This window comes from Bradyrhizobium sp. th-b2 (assembly GCF_000426785.1).
Lineage (GTDB): Bacteria > Pseudomonadota > Alphaproteobacteria > Rhizobiales > Xanthobacteraceae > Bradyrhizobium > Bradyrhizobium septentrionale.
Window position 1 is genome coordinate 1 of sequence record NZ_AUGA01000080.1, and the last position, 21,797, is coordinate 21,797.

18 protein-coding genes and 5 pseudogenes are annotated in these 21,797 nt (G+C 61.1%); 4 read left to right on the forward strand and 19 right to left on the reverse strand.

From position 1 onward, the window contains the following. Positions 1-74 precede the first annotated feature (74 nt). Positions 75-1,242 (forward strand): annotated as a pseudogene (locus K359_RS59765) (IS3 family transposase). Positions 1,243-1,434: 192 nt separating this feature from the next. Here the strand turns inward: K359_RS59765 and K359_RS0141635 are convergent. Both K359_RS0141635 and K359_RS59770 read right to left on the reverse strand, forming a co-directional pair. Then, positions 1,435-2,460 (reverse strand): IS110 family transposase, encoded by a 1,026-nt coding sequence (locus K359_RS0141635; RefSeq protein WP_029084477.1) that lies wholly within the window; start codon positions 2,458-2,460, stop codon positions 1,435-1,437. A 1,211-nt stretch (positions 2,461-3,671) separates the two neighbouring features. Continuing rightward, positions 3,672-3,932: a response regulator transcription factor gene (locus tag K359_RS59770; RefSeq protein ID WP_084518710.1), complete on the reverse strand. Its 261-nt coding sequence runs from the start codon at positions 3,930-3,932 to the stop codon at positions 3,672-3,674. 176 nt (positions 3,933-4,108) lie between these two features. On the opposite strand from K359_RS59770, the pseudogene K359_RS65045 reads away from it, so the two are divergent. Together K359_RS65045 and K359_RS54950 are read left to right on the forward strand one after the other, a co-directional pair. Further along, positions 4,109-5,211: pseudogene (locus tag K359_RS65045) on the forward strand (IS3 family transposase); the annotation flags it as partial. Positions 5,212-5,470: 259 nt separating this feature from the next. After that, a pseudogene (locus tag K359_RS54950) lies at positions 5,471-5,671 on the forward strand (transposase); the annotation flags it as partial. Positions 5,672-5,686: 15 nt separating this feature from the next. Here the strand turns inward: K359_RS54950 and K359_RS0141670 are convergent. From K359_RS0141670 to K359_RS0141740, 15 genes and pseudogenes are all read right to left on the reverse strand, one after another. After that, positions 5,687-5,884: pseudogene (locus K359_RS0141670) on the reverse strand (transposase); the annotation flags it as partial. 48 nt (positions 5,885-5,932) lie between these two features. Continuing rightward, complete coding sequence (locus tag K359_RS0141675) at positions 5,933-7,102, reverse strand: LPD7 domain-containing protein (protein WP_029084479.1); 1,170 nt, start codon at positions 7,100-7,102, stop codon at positions 5,933-5,935. Beyond that, complete coding sequence (locus K359_RS0141680) at positions 7,086-9,032, reverse strand: type IV secretory system conjugative DNA transfer family protein (protein WP_029084480.1); 1,947 nt, start codon at positions 9,030-9,032, stop codon at positions 7,086-7,088. The genes K359_RS0141675 and K359_RS0141680 overlap by 17 nt, the downstream gene beginning before the upstream one ends. Further along, the gene (gene virB11 / locus K359_RS0141685; protein WP_029084481.1) at positions 8,998-10,029 is read right to left on the reverse strand and encodes a P-type DNA transfer ATPase VirB11; all 1,032 of its coding nucleotides are present in this window, start codon (positions 10,027-10,029) and stop codon (positions 8,998-9,000) included. The genes K359_RS0141680 and virB11 overlap by 35 nt, the downstream gene beginning before the upstream one ends. Beyond that, a complete protein-coding gene (gene virB10, locus K359_RS0141690) occupies positions 10,026-11,171 on the reverse strand; it encodes a type IV secretion system protein VirB10 (RefSeq protein WP_029084482.1) in 1,146 nt (381 codons plus the stop codon). Before virB10 ends, virB11 begins: the two co-directional genes overlap by 4 nt. A gap of 11 nt (positions 11,172-11,182) precedes the next feature. Then, positions 11,183-12,034 (reverse strand): P-type conjugative transfer protein VirB9, encoded by an 852-nt coding sequence (virB9, locus tag K359_RS0141695; RefSeq protein ID WP_029084483.1) that lies wholly within the window; start codon positions 12,032-12,034, stop codon positions 11,183-11,185. Continuing rightward, positions 12,031-12,702, reverse strand: coding sequence for a virB8 family protein (locus tag K359_RS0141700; protein ID WP_029084484.1), 672 nt, complete (start codon positions 12,700-12,702; stop codon positions 12,031-12,033). The genes virB9 and K359_RS0141700 overlap by 4 nt, the downstream gene beginning before the upstream one ends. A gap of 352 nt (positions 12,703-13,054) precedes the next feature. Beyond that, a complete protein-coding gene (locus K359_RS0141705; RefSeq protein ID WP_029084485.1) occupies positions 13,055-14,041 on the reverse strand; it encodes a type IV secretion system protein in 987 nt (328 codons plus the stop codon). An 11-nt stretch (positions 14,042-14,052) separates the two neighbouring features. Then, positions 14,053-14,298, reverse strand: a complete 246-nt coding sequence (locus K359_RS0141710) for an EexN family lipoprotein (protein WP_029084486.1) — start codon at positions 14,296-14,298, stop codon at positions 14,053-14,055. Continuing rightward, positions 14,295-15,017, reverse strand: coding sequence for a type IV secretion system protein (locus tag K359_RS0141715; RefSeq protein WP_035978055.1), 723 nt, complete (start codon positions 15,015-15,017; stop codon positions 14,295-14,297). The genes K359_RS0141710 and K359_RS0141715 overlap by 4 nt, the downstream gene beginning before the upstream one ends. After that, the gene (locus tag K359_RS0141720) at positions 15,014-17,380 is read right to left on the reverse strand and encodes a VirB4 family type IV secretion/conjugal transfer ATPase (RefSeq protein ID WP_029084488.1); all 2,367 of its coding nucleotides are present in this window, start codon (positions 17,378-17,380) and stop codon (positions 15,014-15,016) included. Before K359_RS0141720 ends, K359_RS0141715 begins: the two co-directional genes overlap by 4 nt. Further along, positions 17,373-17,711, reverse strand: coding sequence for a type IV secretion system protein VirB3 (locus K359_RS0141725; RefSeq protein ID WP_029084489.1), 339 nt, complete (start codon positions 17,709-17,711; stop codon positions 17,373-17,375). The genes K359_RS0141720 and K359_RS0141725 overlap by 8 nt, the downstream gene beginning before the upstream one ends. Next, positions 17,711-18,007: a TrbC/VirB2 family protein gene (locus K359_RS0141730; protein WP_025038371.1), complete on the reverse strand. Its 297-nt coding sequence runs from the start codon at positions 18,005-18,007 to the stop codon at positions 17,711-17,713. The genes K359_RS0141725 and K359_RS0141730 overlap by 1 nt, the downstream gene beginning before the upstream one ends. 77 nt (positions 18,008-18,084) lie before the next feature. Further along, positions 18,085-18,729, reverse strand: a complete 645-nt coding sequence (locus K359_RS0141735; protein WP_245284883.1) for a type IV secretion protein — start codon at positions 18,727-18,729, stop codon at positions 18,085-18,087. After that, positions 18,689-19,324 carry an acyl-homoserine-lactone synthase gene (locus tag K359_RS0141740; RefSeq protein ID WP_035978060.1) on the reverse strand — a complete coding sequence of 212 codons (636 nt, stop codon included), beginning with the start codon at positions 19,322-19,324 and terminating at the stop codon, positions 18,689-18,691. The genes K359_RS0141735 and K359_RS0141740 overlap by 41 nt, the downstream gene beginning before the upstream one ends. A gap of 203 nt (positions 19,325-19,527) precedes the next feature. On the opposite strand from K359_RS0141740, the gene K359_RS0141745 reads away from it, so the two are divergent. Then, complete coding sequence (locus K359_RS0141745; RefSeq protein WP_029084492.1) at positions 19,528-20,256, forward strand: autoinducer binding domain-containing protein; 729 nt, start codon at positions 19,528-19,530, stop codon at positions 20,254-20,256. 220 nt (positions 20,257-20,476) lie between these two features. Here the strand turns inward: K359_RS0141745 and K359_RS65050 are convergent. Continuing rightward, positions 20,477-20,958, reverse strand: a pseudogene (locus tag K359_RS65050) (IS630 family transposase); the annotation flags it as partial. A gap of 79 nt (positions 20,959-21,037) precedes the next feature. Then, complete coding sequence (locus tag K359_RS59795) at positions 21,038-21,319, reverse strand: group II intron maturase-specific domain-containing protein (RefSeq protein WP_245284884.1); 282 nt, start codon at positions 21,317-21,319, stop codon at positions 21,038-21,040. Positions 21,320-21,797 lie beyond the last annotated feature (478 nt).

Consider the following 21,797-nt stretch of genomic DNA (forward strand, 5'->3'; position numbering starts at 1 on the left):
TGAAATGGACCCCGATTTTGGGACCAGAGGTTAAGTTGGAAAAGGGCCGCTCCGTTTGATAGACGGAGGGCATGATGACGACGAAGACGAGACGCAAGATCGACGCGGCACTTAAGGCAAAGATTGCGCTGGAAGCGGTGCGGGAGCAGGCGACGGTGGCCGATCTGGCCCAGCGCTATGAGGTTCACCCGAACCAGATCTATGCCTGGAAGAAGCAACTGCTGGACCAGGCGGCGCGGGCCTTTGATGCGGGTGTCGGGCGCGAGAGCGAGGAAACGCGCGAACGCGAGATCGAGAAGCTGCACGCCAAGATTGGACAACTGACGGTCGAGCGCGATTTTTTAGCGCGGAGGTCCGGAAGATGAGCACGCCGGACCGTCGAGGAATGCTCGATCGCGCCGACAAGGCGCTGGCGATCCGTCGGCAATGCCTGTTGCTTGGCATCGCGCGCTCCGGGGTCTACCGGCCGCCCCGGCCGGCCAACGACAACGACCTTGCCCTGATGCGGCGGATCGACGAGCTGTTCATCGCCTGGCCGTTCCTGGGCTCGCGGCGAATGACCGCGCTGGGACCGAAGCCGAACACGACGAAGCCGGCGCCGGGCCACAAGATCTATCCTTATCGTTGCGCAACATGACGATCGACCGGCCGAACCAGGTGTGGGCCGCCGACATCACGTATCTGCCCATCGGCCGTGGCTTTCTTTATCTCGTCGCCATCATCGACTGGGCGAGCCGTGCGGTTCTGGCGTGGCGGTTGTCGAACACGATGGACGTCTCGTTCTGCGTGGCGGCTCTGGAAGAGGCGCTGGCGAAGTACGGCAGGCCGGAGATTTTCAATACCGACCAAGGCAGCCAGTTCACCAGCGCGGCCTTCACCGGCGCGTTGGCGGGCGCAGGGATCAAGATCTCCATGGATGGCCGCGGTCGTTGGATGGACAACGTCTTCATCGAGCGGCTGTGGCGGTCGCTCAAGCATGAGGACATCTATCTCAAGGGCTATGCCGACGGCCGCGAGGCCAAGGCAGGGGTCGCGAGCTGGATCGCCTTCTATAACGATCGTCGCCTTCATCAGGCGCTCGGCTATCGCACGCCGATGGCGGTCTGGCGCGAACGGATGCAGGCCGCGAAGGCTGTGGACATGGTGGACAACGCTGACGCGTTGACCACATGCCCTCTGTGGACGCCCCCGGGGATGCAAGAAGAATCTTTCGTCAAGCGCTGCGCTGTAGTCGGGGGCTGACATCTGTCCGGCCTTTAATGCGACCGTCATTTGTCGCGGGCCCGTATGGGAGTTCGCGGATCAGGTCCAAATCACAGCGGCGTGCTTAGATAGCACTTGGGCATGTACTGGTTTTCCCAACCCCGTCTCTCGACTGTTGCGCCATACCTTCCGTTTAACCTTCCTACATCTCGACGACCTCTGACCGGACGGCTATGCCGCCACAGCCGGAGCTTTATAGACCCCACCGTTGGCCATCAGAGCCCAGACGACGCGGGCCATCTTGTTTGCAAGAGCGGTGGCTACCAGCATAGGTGGCTTGCGGGCAATCATGCGCCCGAGCCACGATGACGGTGAAGTGCCTCGCCGCCGTGCCTGCTGCACGACCGCAGTCGCGCCGATGATAAGTAACCGTCGCAACGTTCGCTCCCCCATTTTCGACGTCGCACCCAGCTTCTGTTTGCCGCCCGTGGAGCGCTGTAACGGGGTCAACCCCAGCCATGCGGCGAAGTCGCGTCCGCACCGGAAGCTTCCGGCGGCAGGCGCAAGGGCAAGCAACGCCGTCGCCGTCATTGGTCCCACGCCTGGGATTGTCATTAAACGGCGGGCATCTTTTTCTTTTCGGGCGCGATGGGTGATCTCGCTGTCGAGTTTCTTGATCTGCATTTCCAGCGTCACCATCGTCTTGATCAATATGTCGAGTACGAACCGTGCCGCTTCGGGCACATTTGTTTTTGGATCCATTGCGCGCTCGACAAGCTCTCCGACATGGGCCGTTCCCTTTGCCATGATCACCCCGTATTCGGCGAGATGACCACGCAAAGCATTGATCGCCTGGGTCCGCTGCCGGATCAGCAAGTCGCGGGTCCGAAACACCACCGCGCTCGCTTGCTGCTCTTCACTCTTGACGGGAACGAAACGCATGGTCGGCCTCTGCGCTGCTTCACAGATCGCCTCTGCATCGGCCATGTCGTTCTTCTGCCGCTTGACGAAGGGCTTCACGTAAGCCGGTGGGATCAGCCGCACTTCATGGCCGAGCTTGCCAATCTCACGAGCCCAGTAATGCGCGCCCGAGCAGGCTTCCATCGCCACGAGGCAAGCCGGCTGCTCGGCAAAGAATGCCAGCAGCTTATTCCGGCGCAGCTGTTTGCGAAAAACGACCTTTCCGGTGGCATCGGCTCCATGGGCTTGAAAGACATACTTCGCTAAATCTAGTCCAATCGTGCTAACTTCGTTCACGGACGCTTCCTCTCTCGTGATGGCTGTTCAACACCCTTCACTTTGGCACATCGATGCCGTCGAGGGGGCGTCCACCCCATCACAGCAACAGCAGCAGACAGAGTCTCTGGCAGCGTGATAGGAAGTAATCAGGAGCGGTCAGTTTCCAACTAACAAACCGGCTCAAGCGGTCCCGCTCCGCGGGTCCATTTCACGACAGCTGGTGCGATCGGAGGCGAGCTGCCAGAAGCATCTCGCCCCCGTTCGAGGTCAGGCGGCCGCCATCGAAGGCCGCTGTGACTTTCTTGGCGTGAACGGTTGGAAACGAGAATGGCAGAATCGTATCATCGGTCATGGCGGGCGTGGCGTTCGCGGTTGAAGGTGATGGGGTGGCTTTGCAACCGAATCCTACGCCGCATCAGCGCTTTACACCACGCTCGCCAGCCCTCAGGCGCACTCTTGCGAAATCGTAGAGGCTTTCGCCGGCACTTCCCCAGACTGCGCTCGCCGGATGGTTCCGGTCCTTCGTGCCCAGGGCCCAGGCCGTCGGCGTGAGCCCTCCAGCCTGAGCTCACGTCTCCGGCACGTTTTTGTAGAACACTGCTGGAGCGGGATGGCTCCCGGAATTTCATTCCGGAAGATCTTCACGCCCTGCGCAGGAGGCATCTCGGCAATTTCTTTCGCGCGCCGTGTCAGCGCAACGTAGTGATGCTACAACTGGGGCGCGACCGCGCGAATCACCGCATCGACCTTTCGGCCGAATTCCGCACGAAACGTTTCATCAGCGTCCAGGCGCTCATGGAATGAGCGTTCATGTGCGCGTCCAGCCGCCTTGCTAAGTTCGATCCAGCGCTTTGCTACATCACCATTTGGCGCGAGGCCCAAGCGTTTGACGATACTCCCAATCTGCCTGCGATGGTTGAATTTCGGTTTGAGCGCCTTTTCAACCCGCTGCAGCGTTGCCTCGTCAAACCTTCATGTCTTAACGTCTGCAAAGGGTCAGGCGGGCGTTCACATTTTGTAGCAGGCCGACTACGAAAATACCGCGTCTCTCTCTCTAGATATATATATAGATATATATAGATATATATAGATATATCCCAGCGCAACGTTTGCTGGGCGTCAACGTACATCTTCAAATGGAGCGCTTAAACTGCGCGCCGACTTTATCGTAGATGGCCGTTGATGATACCGAACTCCAGATACGGTGGCGCCGTTTACAATCGCAATACTCACGCAGATAAACGCTGCGCTCCGGCAACACTTTGGGGATCGTCACGGATCGCACGCATCATCTGCGAGCGGCGCGAGAGTCCCATCTTGCCAAAAATATTATGGATATGATGTTTGACGGTCGATTCGCTCAGCGCCAAGTCACGAGCAATTCTCTTGTTGGAACGGCCCCGTCCGACAAGCCGAGCGACGTTTTCCTCGCGAGGTGTGAGACCCGAGAGATCGAAAGCCGGTTGCTGCGGCCACCACGTCAGCCTCATGCTCACGCAGGCCAAGTGCTAGTCTAGAAGGGGCAGTAGCGGATGGATGATGTGGAAGTCGCGGATTTCGTCCAGATCGATCGCCTGGGTCACATCGATAGCGGCGGCGTCGAGGGACGGCTTGCGGCTCGCCAAATTCGCGCAACAGCGACAGATCCCAGACCACGTCCGCAACGCGCGGCGAGGAAAATATCTCCGAGCTGTGTTGCCGCGAGGGCATTGCCGCCTCGATGTATTCCGGCTGGTCCAAGGAGTTCCTCGAGGCCGGCAAGCGCCGCCTGGCGGGCGACACGGCGCGAGCTGCGACCTCCGGCGAGGTGAAGGATCTCCGCCGGGAGGCCGCCGCCCTGAAGGAGGCCGTAGGCGATCTGACCCTGGAGAACCGTCTGCTCAAAAAAAGCATGAACGGGGATGGGGAGGACGAGGCATGAGGTATCCCGCCTCCGAAGGCCGAGATCCAGCTGGTCGAGCAATCGCATCTTCCGGCCAAGCGCACGCTGGACAAGCGCGCTATCCCACGCGCCACGTTCTATCGCTGGTATGATCGCTACCGCGAGGGGGGCGTTGAAGCGCTGGCCGATCACCGGTCTCGACCAGACTGGGTCTGGAATCGCATTTCCCGACGAAGTGCGGGGCCAGATCATCGACCTGGCGCTGGAGTTACCTGAGCTGTCGTCACGCGAACTGGGCGTGCGGTTCACCGACGAACGAAAGTACTTTGTATCCGAGGCGTCGGTCTATCGGCTGCTGAAGGCGCATGAACTCATCACCAGCCCGGCTTATGTGGTGATCAAGGCCGCGAACGAGTTCAAGGACAAGACGACGGCCGTCAACCAGCTCTGGTAGACCGACTTCACCTACCATCAAGATCACCGGATGGGGGCGGTACTATCTCTCGACCGTGCTTGACGACTTCTCGCGCTACATCGTGGCCTGGAGGCTTGGTCCCACCATGTGCGCTTCCGACGTCACGGCCACCCTCGACCAGGCACTCGCTGCATCCGGCCTTGACCACATCGCCATCGCGCACCGGCCAAGGCTTCTCAGCGACAATGGTTCGAGTTACGTGGCGGACGATCTGGCCAAGTGGCTCGACCAGAAGGGCATGCAGCATGTGCGCGGTGCTCCGTACCATCCCCAGACCCAGGGAAAGATCGAGCGCTGGCATCAGACGCTGAAGAACCGCATTCTGCTTGACAACTACTACCTGCCTGGCAATCTCGAACGGCAGATATCGGCCTTCGTCGAACACTACAATCAAGTTCGCTATCATGAGAGCCAACGATCCGACCGCCTTGCGCGCTCCGGTGAGCGCACGTTCCGTCTGCGTCCCGGCCTCAAATTCCATGACGGCAGCGCGGTGACGTCGGCCGACGTGATCCCCTCGCTGCAGCGTGGACGCCGAGCTCGAGCGGCTGCGCGACGGCTTTGCCCGCACCGCGGCGCCAGGCTGGGCGAGGCGCGACACGATGGGCCAAAAGCTGTTCGAATTCGTCGCCGAACTGAAGGCGGTCGACGAGCGGACATTCCGTATGTTCGCGCATTTGCTCTTCCTGCCGCCTTACAGCCCCGATCTCAATCCGATCGAGCAGGTCTTCGCCAAACTCAAACACCTGATCCAAGCTGCCAAGCCTCGTGACATTGAGGCAACCTGGCGAAAAGTGGGCGAGCTCCTCAATCTCTTCTCCGCTGAAGAGTGCGCCAACTATCTCAAAAACGCAGGATATGTTTCCGTGTAAAAACAGCATGCTCTAGTCGATGCCGTTGGTCTCGCTCCACCCCATTGACTCCGGCCGGGCATAGTGCCCGTCGCCACGGAACGTAATTCGCGTGTGGTGCCACCGCGTCCGGATATGCCGTACCAGGCGGCGCAGATGGGCACGCACCTCGACGCCGCCCGGCGTCTTGCCGGGCCGCAGCACGACCGCCACGGGCCGGCTTTCCGGCCGGTCTTGTCCAGCGTGGCGTTCAGCGCCGGCTTGGCATGCCGAGCTCCACAATCACCGATCTCGTTGCTGAATTCTCACGGGCTCGTCAATCCGAATTTGACTAGCTTCCTCCCTATCACCTTCCAATCGATGACGGTCTTGAACCCGTTCGATGACAGCGGCTCGGTCGAACGAGTGTCCTTGCCCGAGATGCTGTGCAATCCGCCCCCTCGCCGCCTCCATAATAGTATGGCGCGCGGCTTCATCATTCGGAAAGACGCGTTCCAGTGCCTTTTCGATCAGCACCATTTGGGACTGCGCCGCGACCAGATCCGGATCACTTGCCGCCGCCTGCCGATCTGTGACGCGAAACTTCTCTGCCGTCACCCGCCAACGGTTGCGCGGTACCTGTTGGCGCTCGGTGCGCGTTTGCCCATCCACGGCATCAATCACCTTGAGTTCTTTCGTGACCTGTTCGACGCCGTCCCTGCGCACGAGAATGCGATCGCCTGGCTTCGCGTTGCTATCGGCGGTCGCCTTTTCGAGACCGACGCCCCACACTTGATGCTGGCGGCCGCTATCATGCTCGATGGTCACATAGGTAGATGACTCGGCATCGTTATGATTGCGATACGGTGCCCTGCCGACCTCGATCAAGCGCCCCGAGACACCTGTGTCATAGTCAAGTCGTTCCGAGCGCTCGTTCCTGTCAGAAACCGAATGAGCCCCCACCTCATGCATGCGAGGATGTGTTCGGTTCCAGACTTCCTGCCGATCGGAGAGTGCCTGCCGATCGAGATCCGTTGGCTGATAGCCCTGAACCTCCATACCGCGAGCGCCGGCCTCAAGCCAAGACTCGCGCCGGAATTCCGCCGAGCCGCGGACCTGGAGTGCGTCCCACCCTCGATGTTGCGCCACGCTCACCATGTCGCGGATCACGTCGGCCGCGGCTAGCCGCGTGATCAGACGATCTTCCATCACCTTGAAGGCGAGATATTCGCCGCGCTCGTCGGCATACAGGCGCGCTTCGCCGTTTAGTCCATCTTTTCCAGCATCATTGGCAATGACATGGTATTTGCGGCGGATACGATCGGGCAGCGCCTTGTCATCGACCATTTGAGGCGATGACTTGTCGGCTGATACCGACTTGGCTTCGAGATCCTCGCCCCGCCTCGGATCGCGTCCGGCGCGATCCTGCTGCACAAGACTGAAGTCCTCGCTATCCTCACGCTTGCCGTTCATGCTGCTGCCCGTTCTGCTTGCGGCCGGAGCGTCGCGCCCGCGGGATGGCCTGGTTGTCGATGTATTTCAAGGTCCAGGCTTTCATGTCGTCCTCAGAGAGCCCTTCAAGATCAACCTCCACGTCCCCAAAATCAAAACTGGCCCCGGCAGGAATCGTGGAGGGATCGGCCACCTCCTCATCGCTCATCGGCCGCGAGCGAAATACCGCGCGCAGCTCAGCGATCTCGGAGCGAAGCTCCTTTATCTCGGCGCCAAGCTGCGCGGTCGAGCGTCCGCTGGGCACTTCCGGAACGGGTGCCGGCAGCAGACGCGGAAGGAATGCCTTGTCATCGTAATAGACGATTTTGTCGGCGATGATCGGCGGAACCCCCGTGCCAAGGATGAAGGCCTTGGATTTTGGAAGAAGCTTCAGCTCCTGGGGCAGCATCAGGGCACGACGATGCTCGGAGGTGGTCTCGCTGGTCGACCGCGTTGCCAACCCTTTCGGTCCGCTGCGACTACGCGCTTTGACCGTATCGTAGCCGATGCGCTCCGAGAGCTCATTTGCGACGTCCTGTTCCTTTGGAGCGAAGACGACCTCGACAGAGTGGTTAGTCATGAAGTTGCGGGCGGCGTCCATCCCGTAGATCGCGCGTAGCTGCGCCGGGCTCTGAACTACCGTGAGCAGGCGGATGCCGTAACCGGCGATGAATGCCACGGATTTGGCAAGCACATTGACATTGCCCAGTGCCGGAAACTCATCGAGCAACAGCAGCACCTTGCGATTGAGTCTGGGGTTTTGTTCCGGCAACTCGCGGGTATTGAGATCGACCACCTGCTGAAAGAACAGATTGAGAAGCGACGCCATGCGATCGAGATTATCAGGCGTCACACCGAGATAAATTGACATCGGCCGCTGCCGCAGCAGCCGCAAGTCGAAATCGTTGGTCGAGGTGGCAGCATCGATCCGAGGGTTGAGCCAGAGACCGAGCCTCGCCGTGACGGTCTTTCGCACCGAGTTCATGGTGTTTTCAGAAGCGGCGAGAAAATCGTTCAACGCCGTGATGCAATATCGTGACAATGGCGAAAGGCCGGATTTGCGAACGGCGATGATTTTCTCAAAATGCGCCTTGAGGTCGGGTCCAGCGGACAGCTGGTGCAGGATCTCCCCGATCGTTAGTGGCAATCCCGGCGTCTCCGCGACATAGCCGCCGATCGCCACAAAGGCCGAGCGGGCCGCCTCGAACCAGAAGGGATCGCCGCGGCTTTCGGCCGGAAACAGCATCACCGCGATGCGCTGCAGATCGTCATAGAGGTCCGCGGGATCGCCGCGCACATAGCCAAGCGGATTGTAGCGCGCGGTGCGACCATTCTCCTCGAGCGGGTCGAACAAATAGACCTCCTGCCCATGGGTTGCGCGAAATCCTGCTGACCGATCCCAGTTTTCCTTCTTCACATCCAGCACGACAACTGAATCCGGCCAATTGAGCAGGTTTGGAATGACATAGCCGACGCCCTTCCCGGCTCTGGTCGGAGCGTAGACCAAGACGTGTTCCGACCCGCCGAAGCAGAGCAGTGCACCGTCCTTGCGGCCGAGTAGCACGCCTTCCTTGGATCGCAGGCCAGCCGCCTTGATTTCCCGCTCGGACGCGAAACGAGCGCGGCCGTGAAGCGGGAGAGGACGGTGCCGGAGGATGGCGCCGAGCAAGCCAAAGACCACAACCGCCCCAGTGAGGGTCGAAAGGGTCAGCCAGCGGTCGAAACGTGGGTCAGCGCCGTAACGTGGCCAGCCCGTCGCTATCTCCGACCAATGCAGTCCTCCGTCGTGAAGCCTGAGCGCGAGCAGCAGAACGTTCGAGGCGACCAGTAGGAACACCGCGCAGCCCGCGAGCGCGACCGCCAGGCCCTGCGCGGCCCTAACTGATCTGGGCGCGTTTGCGAACGGGGTCATAGTAGACCTCTGAAATGCGGTAGCGGCCGTCCCGCTTCTGCATCTGGATGACGACGTCGACGAGAAGCAGCAGCAGCGAGCGGATGTCGTCGCGATGAAGGTCGCGGCCTTCCGCGCTTTCCTTGACCAACAGCGTCAGTTGCTCGAAGGCAAGCCGGGCGCTGTCGGCATGAACCGTTGTGATCGATCCTGGATGACCCGAGTTCACATTCCTCAGATAGAAGAACGCCGTCCCATCGCGCAGCTCCTGCAGCAAGATGCGATCCGGCCGCATCCGCAGGCAGGACTCCAGAAGCTCGCGCGGACCAATTTTGGCGACGCCCTGCCCGTCCTTGGCGTACAGCAGCCGCACGCAATTCGGATGAGGGATGACAAGCTCGGCGGTGTCCTCGATGGTGATGAGACGCTCCTGATCCGGAATCGCCGCGATCAACGCCTTGGATAAGGTCGTCTTTCCTGAGCCAGTCGCCCCGGAAATGATGATGTTGCGGCGAGTTTCGACGGCAAGCTTGAGGAAGTCGTGCCAGGCGCCGGCTTCTTTCAGGGCCAGAAGCCGATGCTCGTCGGCCGTAAGATCGTCATTGGCGACACGGACCTCATCGAATAGTGTTGTCCGCTCAAAGGCGTCCAGTGTCATCGTCAAAGCCGACGGCTTGCGGATTGTGAGACTGACTGTGCCGGCTGGCACAGCCGGCGGGACGACAATTTGACAGCGCTCCTCGCCGATCAGGGTGGTCGACACCACTGGATGCTCTGGACCGATGTCCTGACGGGTGTGGCCGGCGGCCGCGGTCGCCAGGTGTGAGAGGTAGGCATGCGTCAGAGCTGGCGCTTCGTGCCGGGTCCAGCCGCCGGGACCTTCCACGAAAATCTCGCCGGGCTGGTTGACGACGATTTCGGTCAGGGAGTTGTCCGCCAGATATGGAGCCAACGGCTCCAGATAGCGCGCCAGCACCAGGCGGCCGCCATCGCGTTCGAGCGATGCAACCTGGATCATTTTGTCACCACGGCCGGAGCCGCGAGGCCCCCGGGAATGGTGCGGTCCAAAATCTGCGTGCGGGTCTCGATCCGCCGCAATTGATAGACCGAGGAGAAATCAACATCGCGCGCGACAAAGATATTGACGAGCTCGCCCTGATTCTTGTTCAGAGTGGGCGGAATGTTGATCGACTGCTCGACGGCGATGCCGGCAGCAGTGTTGGTGGCTCCCGTGGTGTTGTTGATCTGGATCGAGCTGTCCTGCAGCTGCTGACGTCCGATTGAGGAGGCATCGCTGACGATGGACAGCAACAGCGCCGAGCCGAACCGTTCAAAGAAGTGGGTGTCGATGTCGCCATCGAAGCCGGCGCGACCCAGCGCATCGGTGGCGGGCGACGCCAGGGCCGCGATCACGCCTGTTGGCGTCTTGGCGCGGGTCCACAGCACGAACAGGCGTTTTGAGCCGCGCCGCACATTACCGCGATATTCGCCCACGACCTGCGTGCCCTTTTCCATCAGTACGACGTTGCCGGAATCCGACATCACGTCTCGGATAACGACGCAGGACACGAAGCCCGCCACGTCGGAGGACATTGCCGTCTCCAGCACGCATGGGATCGAGGTACCTTGGGTGACCAGCAGATTCCGGTTGGGAAGCCGCGCAGCGCGAACGCCCTCGATCGGCGTGGGCTTCAGCTTATCGGCAAGGTCGTTGCGCGGCTCGCCCCGCCAAAACCCATAGGGATCGGTGACGACACTTCCGTTCACGCTGTCGTGGGCCGCACGTCCCGCAGAACTCGGCCGATTGTAGGCCAGCACCGGCGCGCGTCGCGCGCTTTCCAGAAGCTGGTCGGAGGCGGGCGCGGGCGCAGCTGGTGTGGCTGCGACCGGTGCGGCTCCAATTGAGGCCGTGGTGATTGGTGCGGCCGGCGCTTCCGGGATGGGCTCGAACGCCGCCGCCTGGCGGATCACCAGCTTGCGGCTGGACTCGCTCGCCGGCTTATCGCCTTTCCAGGTGCCCCAGATGATCAGAGCGGCAAATGCTGTGAGCGCCAGCGCGCCGAAGCCGCGTTTGAGCATCGTCGCGCGAGCATTGTCCCCTACTCCCACAGGCGTAATGCCACGGTCGCCGGCGATCGTATCATCGTGATGTTCGGTCATATCGCGCTCGCCTATCGTGGCCTTGGGATTGGAGATGAGTTCTTCGCCCGCCGCTCGACCGAGGGGCTTGTTGTATTCGTCCCCGGGTTGATCCCCACGGCATCGAACGCTTCGTTGAATATGCAAAGCACGTTGTCGCCTTTGCGCAGCCGAAACTCCCGGGCTGTCGCATGAACCACCACAAGCTCGCCGCGGACATCCTTGGGCACCAGGCTTTCCGAACCGTCGGAGTTGATCAGGTAGATCGCGGGGATTTCACGGTTGCCCGCGAAGCGGAACGTGGTCTCCTTGCCGTCGTCGAAAACGGCTTCGGGCTCGAGATCAACTGAGCCCTGCGCTGAAAAACGCCAGTTACGGGCGCCATAGGCATGATGCAGATCGAAAGTCTGGTCGATCAGCGCGCCTTCCCGCTCGGCGCCGCGGGCGGCCGCTTCAGTGCGCCGACGCTCCATCTCGTCGCCACGATAGACGAAGCGGACGACGAAGTAGCTGTCCGCCAGGGTCGTCTCGGCGATCGACAACTCGAACTGATACGAGCGCTTGCGCCCGTCAGGGCGGGTGGTAACGACCTGCAGATTGGTCGCTGGATGTTTTTCCCGCGGTTTGAGGAACAGGATTGAGCCTGCCGGCGCGACCTCCCACGCAATCGCGTCGCCGATGGCGACATGCGCGACCTCCTCATCATCGGCGAACAACACCTGGGTCGATGCCCGAATCACGCCGTTGACCCGGACCACGTTGGCGGGGTCGTAGGTCACTGTGCGCACGCGGGCGTCGTGTTGGCCCGGTGACGGCTGTTGTAGCGCCAGCACCGGCCCCGCGAATCCCAGGGCGAAGGTCATTAAAAGAACGAAGGATTTCATGGCACGACCTCCGGATCGGCGCGATATTCCGAGACCAGAAAGCCGAGCGGATTGATAAGACGGTCGGCGGAGGACATTGGCGCGTTGGCATAGGAGAACGTCAGGGTGGAGACCCAGTGGGTCACGCGGGTTTCCTCGCCCTTGCGGCTTTCTTTCATGAAGCGCACGGAGGCGACATTATCGGCCAGCAGCGAGATCGCCTTGATCCGGATCGTGGCGACCCCGAAACGGCCTTGAAGGACTTGCGGGCTTTCGGGATTGGAGCCGCGATACCAGGCCGCGAAGCGGGCCTGTTCGCCCTGCCCCGAAAGTAGCGAAATGGTGCGGAAGTTGGTTTCCGCTTCCGGATAGCTGTAGCCTTCGCGCGCGCGAACGTAGCGGCCAAGAAAATACTTGGTGACCGCTTCATCATACCGCGCCGGCGTCGAAGTCAGGGCGGAGACGGTGTCCACAATGCCGGTGGAATTATCGACCCGGATCACGAACGGCTCGACTGTCTTCAGCGGCGCCAGCGCTGCGACCGCACTGAGCGAGGCGACCGCCAATGCGCAGGCAACCGCGGCAATCACCCATGCCGTTCGCCGCGAACGATGCGCAGATAGCAGCAGATCCTGTTCCCATCGACGCGCATTGTCGAAATAGGCTTTCAGCTCATCGTGCCCGACCATCTCACGCCTCCTGGCCGCAAGCGCGGTAAGAGGCTGCAATGGCGGCCTGGTGGTCTGATGCCGCGAGTTGCGTGGATGGCTCTGCCGGGCTGGTCTCGCCTTTGCGGACGACCGGTGCTGGCGCAGATGGCGGTATGGGCGCTTCCGGTGCTGCCAGTGGCGTGCCGGTTTCCCAATCCCACAGCGAACGGTTCAGCGGCCGGCGAGCCTGGCCATCACATGATGGCGGCCCCTTTGACCAGCTCGCGCAGCCGCCAAGCTGAACTGCGATGACGCATATGATGAATAGTCGACGCCACATCGTTCTGATGCCCCTGTGTTTCTCTGTCGCCTGTTGCCGGCGATCAATTGCTTAGGCCGCCGTAGTCCCCGGCGATCGGGTGCGCCGCATACTGCCGCCCTGCCGGCTGGCTCTCACTGCGGCGAGACCGCGGCCGGCTGACCAGCGCGCGCCGGCATAAGCGCCACTGGCTGCCGCCGTGGCATTGGCAATCATTGGGCTAGTGACCAGCCGGCTGGCGAGCGAAGCGCCACCCCCAGCGAGACCGCCTGCGATGATCGGCAGTTGAAGCGCGATGTATCCGGACAGACCGAGCACCGCGCTGATGGCGACCGCGGCCACCACCATCTCGCCGGCCGTGCCGGCATTTGCCGCAAATCTGTCGATGAAGCCGCTGACGGTGGTTAACATCAGCCCGACCAAAGCGACCACCAGCACCAGCAGGATCACGAAATTCGCGACCTGCCGAAGCCAGGCCTCCGTAAACGGGCGCGTAGCCTCAAACAATCCAAGTGCAATGAAGAGCGGCCCAAGCGCGATCACGACGCCCAGACCAACTTTGGCATAGAGCAGGATGGCAAACTGCAAGAAGGAGCCAACCGCCACAAAGACCAGCAGAATGGCGGCAATCAGCGCTGGCGCGATGTTGGTGAGACCGGCTTGTTTGTAAATCCTATTAGCGACGTCAATTCCTTTGGTCAGAAGCTGGTCGAACGGAACCCCGGAATTGGTATTCAGTCCCGCACCAGCCAATGCATTGCCAATCTCCTTCGGCAACGAATCGAAAAACAGGCCCGTGACGTATTGCTGAAACGCGCTTGAGTTGGTCGCTAGCAGCACCACGACCACGATCCGCATCGCCCGCCAGGCAAATTCCATGATTGGCTCGGAGATTGCGCCCCGCATCACCGCAAAGCCGTAGAGGATGACATAGAGCATCACGGCCGTGCGGAGGGGACCATCAATGTAGGAAGCAAGATTCGACACCGAGGTCGACACGAATGTCGTGATCGGCTGTTCGAACTCCTTCAGAAAGCTGTCAAAGACGTTTATGGCCATCGCGGCGATCCTTACTTCAGAGCGTCTTCAATCTCTTGGACGGTAATCTTGTTGCGGGCTTCGTTGGCGTTGATGCAGTTCGGCGTCTTTCCGAACTCCCCGGGATTGTCGCCGCACGTATTGAGAGCCGCCGCAAGCTCGTCCCGATGGTCGAGATACCAGCCGACCGTTTTCGTCTGCTCACCCTTGTCGGCCTCAATGCAGCCCGTAAGGGCAGCGGTGAATCCGATCAGTAAGATGGATGCCTTCAGCTTCATTCCAGCGCCGCCTTCATTTCATCAATCAGTTGTTGTTGTTTTTCGCGCTCCCGTTGTCCGTCCATGTCCATCCGGGCCTGCTGGCTCATCGCCAGCCCCTGCATCCGGAGCACATCGTTCTGCAGCAGCGCCTGTTCGGCCTGGAGCCGCGCCGACAGATCCAGAGTCTCCTTGACGTCGGTCGCAGTGCTGATGCGGGTTCTCAATTCTTCGAGCGCATCGATACGCTGCGAGGCGGTGTCGTAGACCGCCTGGCCCATGGAGTGCTTGGCGCCGGTCTGCCGCGCGATCCGGTCGAGCTCGCTCTGGTAATACGAATTGCCGCTGTTGCCGGCATACGCGCGGTTCTGCGAAAGGTACTGGTTCATCGCGTCGGCGAAGTTGCCGCCGCCCTGCCCCGCCACGAGACGCTCGATGTCGGAGAACTGTTGGGGCAGGAGTTTCCGGAACTGGGGCGTGTTTAGCAGCGCGCCGATGTCGTTGGCGGTTGTCCGCTTATTGAAACTGTCGTAGAGCTGCTTGGCTTGGTTCAATTGATCCTGCGCCACCTTGAGCTGCGACGTCAGGGTATCGACCTGCTTCTTCAGCTCCGTCAGCTGCTCGAATTGCCGCGCATAGACGCTGGGATCGAACACAATCTCCGCTGCTGCGGGAAATGCCGTCAGGAGGGCCACGATAGACACGCAGGTGAAAATCGCCGGGATACGCTGAACCATCATCGGACGTTCCTCCGCTCCGCGTGAAATACCGGCAGCCATTGCGCCGGATCGTCGCCGACCTTCGCTCGAACGCGGTCGAGCAGTTCGACCGTTTCCGTCCGTCCTGACAGGACGGCGAGCGCATCGTCGAAACCGCCGAGATCAAGTTCCGCCACCACCGAGTTGTGGCCTTGCTTGACCAGGACTCGCCGGCTTTCGGGTGCGAGCTCCTCCTTGATCAGGCGGAATTCCGTGTCGGTCAGGTAAAACCCATCGACATAGTCCGAGCGCGTTCCCCGCGCGTTCGGCAGGAAGATTTGCGTCGGGCATTGTTCGACAATGGTGTGCGCGATCGGCGACGCCAGCGCGTCGCGAGGCGACTGCGTGCCGAACACCATGACACCGTTCTGCTTACGGATGGTCTTCAGCTTGTTGTTGGCGAGATCGCGAAATGCCTCGTCGCCAAGCGCCTTCCAGAACTCGTCGATATCGATGATCAGGCGCCGGCCGTCGATCAGGCGCTCCACGCGGTGGAATAGATACATCATGAGCGGCGTGCGAACGGTGGGATGATCCAGCAGGTCAGTCATGTCGAAGCCAATGAACCGGGCCTCTAACCCGATGGCATCCTGCTCGCCATCGAGCACCCAGCCGTAGGGTGCGCCCCTGCACCATCGCTCCAACCGTGCGCCGATCCCTTCGCGATCCTGTTGGCCGAGAAAAGCCCGCAGCGCCCCGAACGAGCGTTCCTCCTGCCGAAGCTGGGCAAGGGCTCGCAATCCGGAATCGATCCGCTCCTCCTCGATCACGGTCAGCGGACGGTTGTCTGGCGTGACGAGCTTCCGGACAAGTTCGCCCAGGAAAGAAAGATTGGCTGGCGTCAGCTCCAGCGCCTTGAGCGGCGCGCAGCCGGTCGCAATGCCATTGTGGAGCGTCAGATAGGTGCCGCAGGCGGCACGGACGAAAATCTCGGCGCCGCGGTCCTTGTCGAAGAAGACGTAAGTGGCGCCGAGTCGCTCAGCCTGCGACAGCAGGAAGTTCTGCACGACGGTCTTGCCGGACCCCGAGGGGCCGCAGATGAAGGTGTTGCCGAGGTCGCCGTGATGAAACGAGAAGTAGAACGGCGAGCCGGATGCGGTTTTGAGCATCGCGACCGCCGGTCCCCAATGGTTGCCGGCAGGCTGTCCTGTGGGATAGGTGTGGAACGGGGAGAATGCTGCGAAATTGCGCGAGCTGATCGCCCCAGTTCGTGCCCGATATTTGAACAGCCCAGGGAGCTGCGCCCAGTAAGCCGCTTCGAGCCCGAGGTCTTCGCGCGCGACCACTGCACCCGCCTCCGCAAGGACGCGTCGCGCCACGCTCATGTGGTCCTGCAGCTGCGTAGGCGTCTCGGCGTAGACCAGGAGCGACAGGTGATGATCCCCAAGCGCGAACCTGTTGGATTCGAGATCGTCGAGCGCGTCACCGAGCTCGTCGATCTGTGAGGCCGCCGGGTCCTGAGCCGAGACCAGCTGGTTCTGCTTGCGCGTTAGCACCGTCTTGGCGTCGGCTTTCGACAAAAACGCGAAGGATTGCGTGAGGATGAGTTCGAACGGCGCCGAAAGCAGCGCGTTCAACAGGCCAGGCCTGGTTGACGCCGGATATTCCTTGAGTCCAAACATGGCAGCAAAGCGCGAACCGCCCGCGCTGCGGATTTCGATGGCTTCACGGCCGAAGATGACGCGGTTCGAGTAGAGTGCGGGGCCGATCGGCCCTTGCGGCAACGGCATTGGCATCCACTCGCCGGAGGCGATGGCGTGGAGCAGTTCCATTGGCTCTGAGAATACGAGGCCGTCGCGCTCAGCCAATCCGAGAGCATGGGCGCCGTAGCGCTCCAATGCCGCGACCATATCCCGCGTGGCATCGTTGACCCGCTTCAAGGCGTCGCTGTCGACCTCGAGGGAAGCCGCAGCGCTCCGACCCAGCCGTTTGAAGAAGGCAGCTGCCGCGTCGGCGGGGGCGCGGCCGGGATGCCAGACTAGCGTCAGATAGAGGTCATTGCGAAATAGCGCTGCCTTGCGAAGCCGGTCGCGGTATTGCGCGTCGAGCGAAGCTGCAAAGATCGATCGGAATGCACCGTCCGGATAGTCTGACGTCCGACGCCGCACCAGGTGGGTCCAGAGCGCCAGCCGCGGATCGGCAACATTGCGCAAAGTGAGGTTCAACTTGGCGTGAAGATCGTTCAGATCCGCCGTCTCGGCGGTCTCGAACGAGGTGCCGTCGAGCCGGATCACCGTGAGCAGGGCCCGGGTCGCGAGACTGATCACGGTATCGGTGACATGCCGGCCGAACGGGAGGTAGACTTCGGGCCCGATCTCCCGGGTTTTGAGCGCTGCATTATGCATGACCAAGGTCTCGTGTGCGATATCGCCGAACGAGCTTGAGCGGTGTGCAGGACGATCCGCCCCAGAATGACGCGTTGCGCGTGCGTCCGCGTGTTTCGATCCAGGCGAGCAGAATCCGGAACATGTTGGGGTCGTGCCGGCAGATGATTCGGCAAAGACCATGGATCGGAATCGCGACCAAACCGTAGATGATGCTTCCGGCCACCAGGAACAGGATGCAGGAAAACATCACGTTGAGCGCCATGGCCTCCATGGTGACGCCGGCGATCATGGCCGGACGCGTGCAGGCGAGGAACAAAGTATCCTCCGTAAGACGCGGGGACTCGATCATCAGCGACCTCCGGTCAAGGTTGAGACCACCTCGGAGGCGCCGAACGTGATGGCGACGCCGAGAACGACGTAGGCGGCCTTGCGCAGGTCGAGATAGCCGAACATCCAGGCGATGCCGACGATGATGACCGCCAGCGTCGCCAGCAGGCGCGCGACATTGCCGGTTAGCATGTTGACGATGTTCTGCAGCACACCCTCGATGTTCGCGGTCTGCGCCAGAGCGGGTTCAACCAAGGCGATGCTGAGGACGGCTCCCATGCAAAGTAGGGCAGCGGAGTGTTTAAGAGGAGAAGTCATGACACGGCTCCGATTGGCAGTGCAGCCGGACCAGCCCGGACCGCGGTGTTGAGTTGAGGGCAAAACAGAAGAATCCCTTATCGTTCGTAGACGAAGGCTGATGTGCCAAGACCTGAGCGATAGACGTCCCAGGTCGGACGCTCCCTGACGGAGGGAGCTGGCGTGCTGCTTGTCGGCATGTCGCCGGTGGAAATGCTGGCATCGGCCGGCAGGGTACGGGGCTCGAGCGTTGTTCGGGGAGCTTTGGCTGCGAAGCTCGCGACAACCCGGGCAATGGCCTGATCGCGGCCCGCGGCGTTCACGTTTGCTGCTTGCAATCGGGCCTCAAGCAATCTGCCAAGGCCCGCGATATGCTTGCAGGCGTCGAAGGTCGTGGTCGCCGTCAACCCGGCCTGCTTGGTTTCATCTGCATCAAGTTGCGCAAGACCGGTCCGGACCGACTGGCCGGCGGTAATGGCCTCAGTCGCGAGCTGGATCGCTTCGTCACGGTCACTTGCCTGAATAGGAATCGGTCTCCGCCCCTGAATTGTGATAAGCAGCGGCTCGAGCGAGCTCGCTTGCCGCACAATCGCTGTCAGCGGTCGTACGAAGTCCGGCCTTGGGGCGCACTGTTCGACCAGAGCCGAGAATGCAGCAGGATCCATTGTTGATGACTTTGTTTCGGGGTTGAGGACGCCGACGCTATGCCGCGAGCGGAAGGCTTGACGGCGCGTCAATTGCACGCCCCGAAATCTTCCCGGCCGCTCGGATTGCTCCGAGAGCCTCTACGGTAACCGGCAGTAGTCCGGCGACGGCTTTGGTCGCCCCGATCTGACGAGGTGCGCCGAGGCGATCGAGATGCCATCCGGCCCGGCGCAGGATGCGCTCCATGCGCAGATCAGTGACCGTCGCGATGGCCTGAAGGTCGCGCTCCTGGCCCCATTCGATCATGGCCGCAAAGAGCAGGTACGTTGCTTCCCGCAAGCCGTTCTCAGCTGTCGCCGCGACGTTTTTGGTATCAACGCAAAAGCGCGAGCTCTCCCAGATCCTGGCTGCTCTGGGCGCCGCGTGGCCATCCAGCAACACCGGGAACGTATCCGCCAGCATGTTGCGCCCAGTGGTCGGCAGCAATCGCACACAACCAACAACGTCGCGCCGCTCGAGCGCCAAGAGATAAGTCGGCTTGAGCGCGTCGTAGTGATCGATCTCCAATCCGCCCGCAACAGCGACATCCCAGTCGAGCCGCTCCTTGAACACGCGCCCCCGCAGACGATGCATTCCCATTGCCAACTCAAAATCGCGCAAGAGCGCTGCACGGGTGCGCACAATGACCTTCATTCTTAACCTCCCGCTTACGAATCACAGCTTCGAGAGAAAGAAAGCAGGGGCGGTCACAGCGTTGCGCTGTCAGTTCTGACAGGGCGTTTTGGAATTGTTCTTGCCCCAAAGCTGCCGCAACCTCGCAATACACCGCCTACACGTAGAGCGCGAATCGTCGAAGTGCTCGCGTTTGGGGATTAGGAAGTACTGAAGTTGACGCAATGAAAGATGTCAAACGAGCGTGCAGTGAATTTGTCGATTGTCTTCACTCTGCCCATACGGAAGATGATTTTCGGCGTGTCGCGGAACGAACCGCGCATGCATTGGGTTTCCGCTGGTTCGCCTATTTTGGCCACCGCGCGAATGGCCCCAAGCTGATCTCTTCCTATCCGAAGAGTTGGACAAGTCACTATTTTCGCGAAGGATACGACAACATCGATCCCGTTCTTCAGGAACCGCGAAACACTAGCCGGATGTTCCTGTGGGATGGACGTGAGGCGCGAAGCGCAAAGTCGCCGAAAGAACGCCGTCTGTTTGACGATGCGCTCAGCTTCAAGATCAGGACCGGCCTGACCGTTCGCATTCCCTCAAGCCAAAACCAGTTCGCGGCGTTCACGCTCGCGGCGGACGACCGCAGCCTTGGACTCGATCGTTTCATCGAGACCTCGCAAGACATGCTGCAAACGGTGGGTCTCACCTTCCATGCCCATGTGAGTGCCAAGATCGGACGCACGTCACCAGGCGGCGCGATGGGAAGCCCACTAACCCAGCGCGAGCGGCAGTGTCTCGCGTGGATCTCCGACGGCAAGACGATGCAGGACATTGCGGAGCTTCTTGACGTCACGCCGCGAGGCGTGAAGTTTCATCTGGACAATGCCAGGCGAAATCTTGCTGCACTCACCCTTCCACATGCTGTGGCCCTCGCCTTTCGGCAGGGACTGCTCCCATAAGAACAGTCGTCCGGCTCGGCAAGTGTGGTCCCGAGATCTAATGGAGAGTGAGCTTGATGGAGGTGCAACGGCATCATCAGGTGAGCTTCGGCCGCATCATTTGCGCTCTCCAGCTAAGAGCGGATCGCTGCTCGCTGTCGTCGTAGCCATGTTTTCGCGGTGTTCTTCGGAGAGGAATTGAGCGTCGCCCCCCGGGCCGGGCTGTTAGAGCATGATTTCTTCACGTCGAAGCGTATCCGGCGTTCGCGATGTAATTGGCGCATTCCTGCGGCGTGAGGCAGTCCAGTAGAGCGCCGATGCGCATCCAGGTTGCTTCGACGGTTCGCTCGGCTGCCTTTCGGAGCAAGGTCTTGAGCTTGGCGAAGACCTGCTCGATCGGATTGAGATCTGGGCTGTAGGGCGGCAGGAAGAACAGCTTTGCGCCAGCGGCGCGGATGGCGCGACGGACGGTCTTGCCTTTGTGACTGCCGAGGTTGTCGATGATGACAATGTCACCAGGCTTGAGCGTCGGCATCTGCTCGACGTAAGCCAGGAAGCTCTCACCTTGATCGGACCATCGATCACGCAGGGCGCGTCGATGCGATCATGGCGCAGGGCGGCTAGGAAGGTCAGCGTCCGCCAGCGGCCGTGCGGGGCCTTGGCGACCAGTCGCTCGCCACGTGGCGCACGGCCGTGGGTGCGCGTCATGTTGGTTTTGGCCCAGGGGTGAGTAGGCCGGGGGATTTTCACCCCCGGCCTCTCGCAGAACGGTGCGTGAACCTCTCGGTTCACACCGCTCCCGTCAGGTGAACGTGGTCGTTCCGAAGAACTGCCAGTGTACGAACAGCTCCGCGTTATTCCGAGCCAGCTTTCGCAAGAACAGCGAAGCACCGGTTTTGTGGAGCCGGAAGCGCTTGTACTTTCGCATGATCCACGCCTTCAGCTTCTGATTGACGTAGTCGACCAGAGAGAACAGCGCTGAACGGCTGAACCGACCATAATAACCTATCCACCCCCGGAGGAGCGGATTGATCTGTTGGGCAATCTCAGCCAGCGTCCCCGGCGTTTGCCGGGGAATGTGCAAGCTTCGGATCGTTGCTCGCATGGCCTTCAAAGCTGTCGGACTGACCGCCGGGGTGTATCCACAAAAGAAATTCCTTCCGCTGTGACGTTGCCACCTGCCGCGGCCTGAACTGATAGGACGACCAAACCGGTCACGCTCTCGTTTCCTCTTTGCGCGCTCCTTAGCTTGCACGCGCTCACGCTCCGCCTTCGCCTCCGGCGAGAGCAAGAGTCGCGGACGGCCACGCGTGGCGCCCGTGCCGTTCCTCTTTCGGTAGTTACGCGAATAGGTGGCGTACTTTACTCGCTTCAGCTCGAGCCGAACTTTGTAGTTCGGGTCGTCGCAGGCTCCGATGAACCGGAAGCCGAAGGCTTGACGGTCGCGAATGGGTACTATGAGCAGTCGCGCACTGGTCCGGAGTCCACAGCTTGTTGCTGCTCTTCGTGTCCGCAACGACCGCTTCCAATTGCTCTCGCGTCAACCAGGGTGCCCAGCATCG

Bases quoted from the DNA above. Each gene is read 5' to 3' on its own strand.
- virB11 (WP_029084481.1), bottom strand. From the start codon at position 10,029: ATGATCCAGGTTGCATCGCTCGAACGCGATGGCGGCCGCCTGGTGCTG.
- K359_RS0141745 (WP_029084492.1), top strand. From the start codon at position 19,528: ATGAAAGATGTCAAACGAGCGTGCAGTGAATTTGTCGATTGTCTTCAC.
- virB10 (WP_029084482.1), bottom strand. From the start codon at position 11,171: ATGACCGAACATCACGATGATACGATCGCCGGCGACCGTGGCATTACG.
- K359_RS0141680 (WP_029084480.1), bottom strand. From the start codon at position 9,032: ATGACCCCGTTCGCAAACGCGCCCAGATCAGTTAGGGCCGCGCAGGGC.
- K359_RS0141705 (WP_029084485.1), bottom strand. From the start codon at position 14,041: ATGGCCATAAACGTCTTTGACAGCTTTCTGAAGGAGTTCGAACAGCCG.
- K359_RS0141725 (WP_029084489.1), bottom strand. From the start codon at position 17,711: ATGATCGAGTCCCCGCGTCTTACGGAGGATACTTTGTTCCTCGCCTGC.
- virB9 (WP_029084483.1), bottom strand. From the start codon at position 12,034: ATGAAATCCTTCGTTCTTTTAATGACCTTCGCCCTGGGATTCGCGGGG.
- K359_RS0141715 (WP_035978055.1), bottom strand. From the start codon at position 15,017: ATGATGGTTCAGCGTATCCCGGCGATTTTCACCTGCGTGTCTATCGTG.
- K359_RS0141710 (WP_029084486.1), bottom strand. From the start codon at position 14,298: ATGAAGCTGAAGGCATCCATCTTACTGATCGGATTCACCGCTGCCCTT.
- K359_RS0141675 (WP_029084479.1), bottom strand. From the start codon at position 7,102: ATGAACGGCAAGCGTGAGGATAGCGAGGACTTCAGTCTTGTGCAGCAG.
- K359_RS0141700 (WP_029084484.1), bottom strand. From the start codon at position 12,702: ATGGTCGGGCACGATGAGCTGAAAGCCTATTTCGACAATGCGCGTCGA.
- K359_RS59770 (WP_084518710.1), bottom strand. From the start codon at position 3,932: ATGAGGCTGACGTGGTGGCCGCAGCAACCGGCTTTCGATCTCTCGGGT.
- K359_RS0141740 (WP_035978060.1), bottom strand. From the start codon at position 19,324: ATGAAGGTCATTGTGCGCACCCGTGCAGCGCTCTTGCGCGATTTTGAG.
- K359_RS0141720 (WP_029084488.1), bottom strand. From the start codon at position 17,380: ATGCATAATGCAGCGCTCAAAACCCGGGAGATCGGGCCCGAAGTCTAC.
- K359_RS0141730 (WP_025038371.1), bottom strand. From the start codon at position 18,007: ATGACTTCTCCTCTTAAACACTCCGCTGCCCTACTTTGCATGGGAGCC.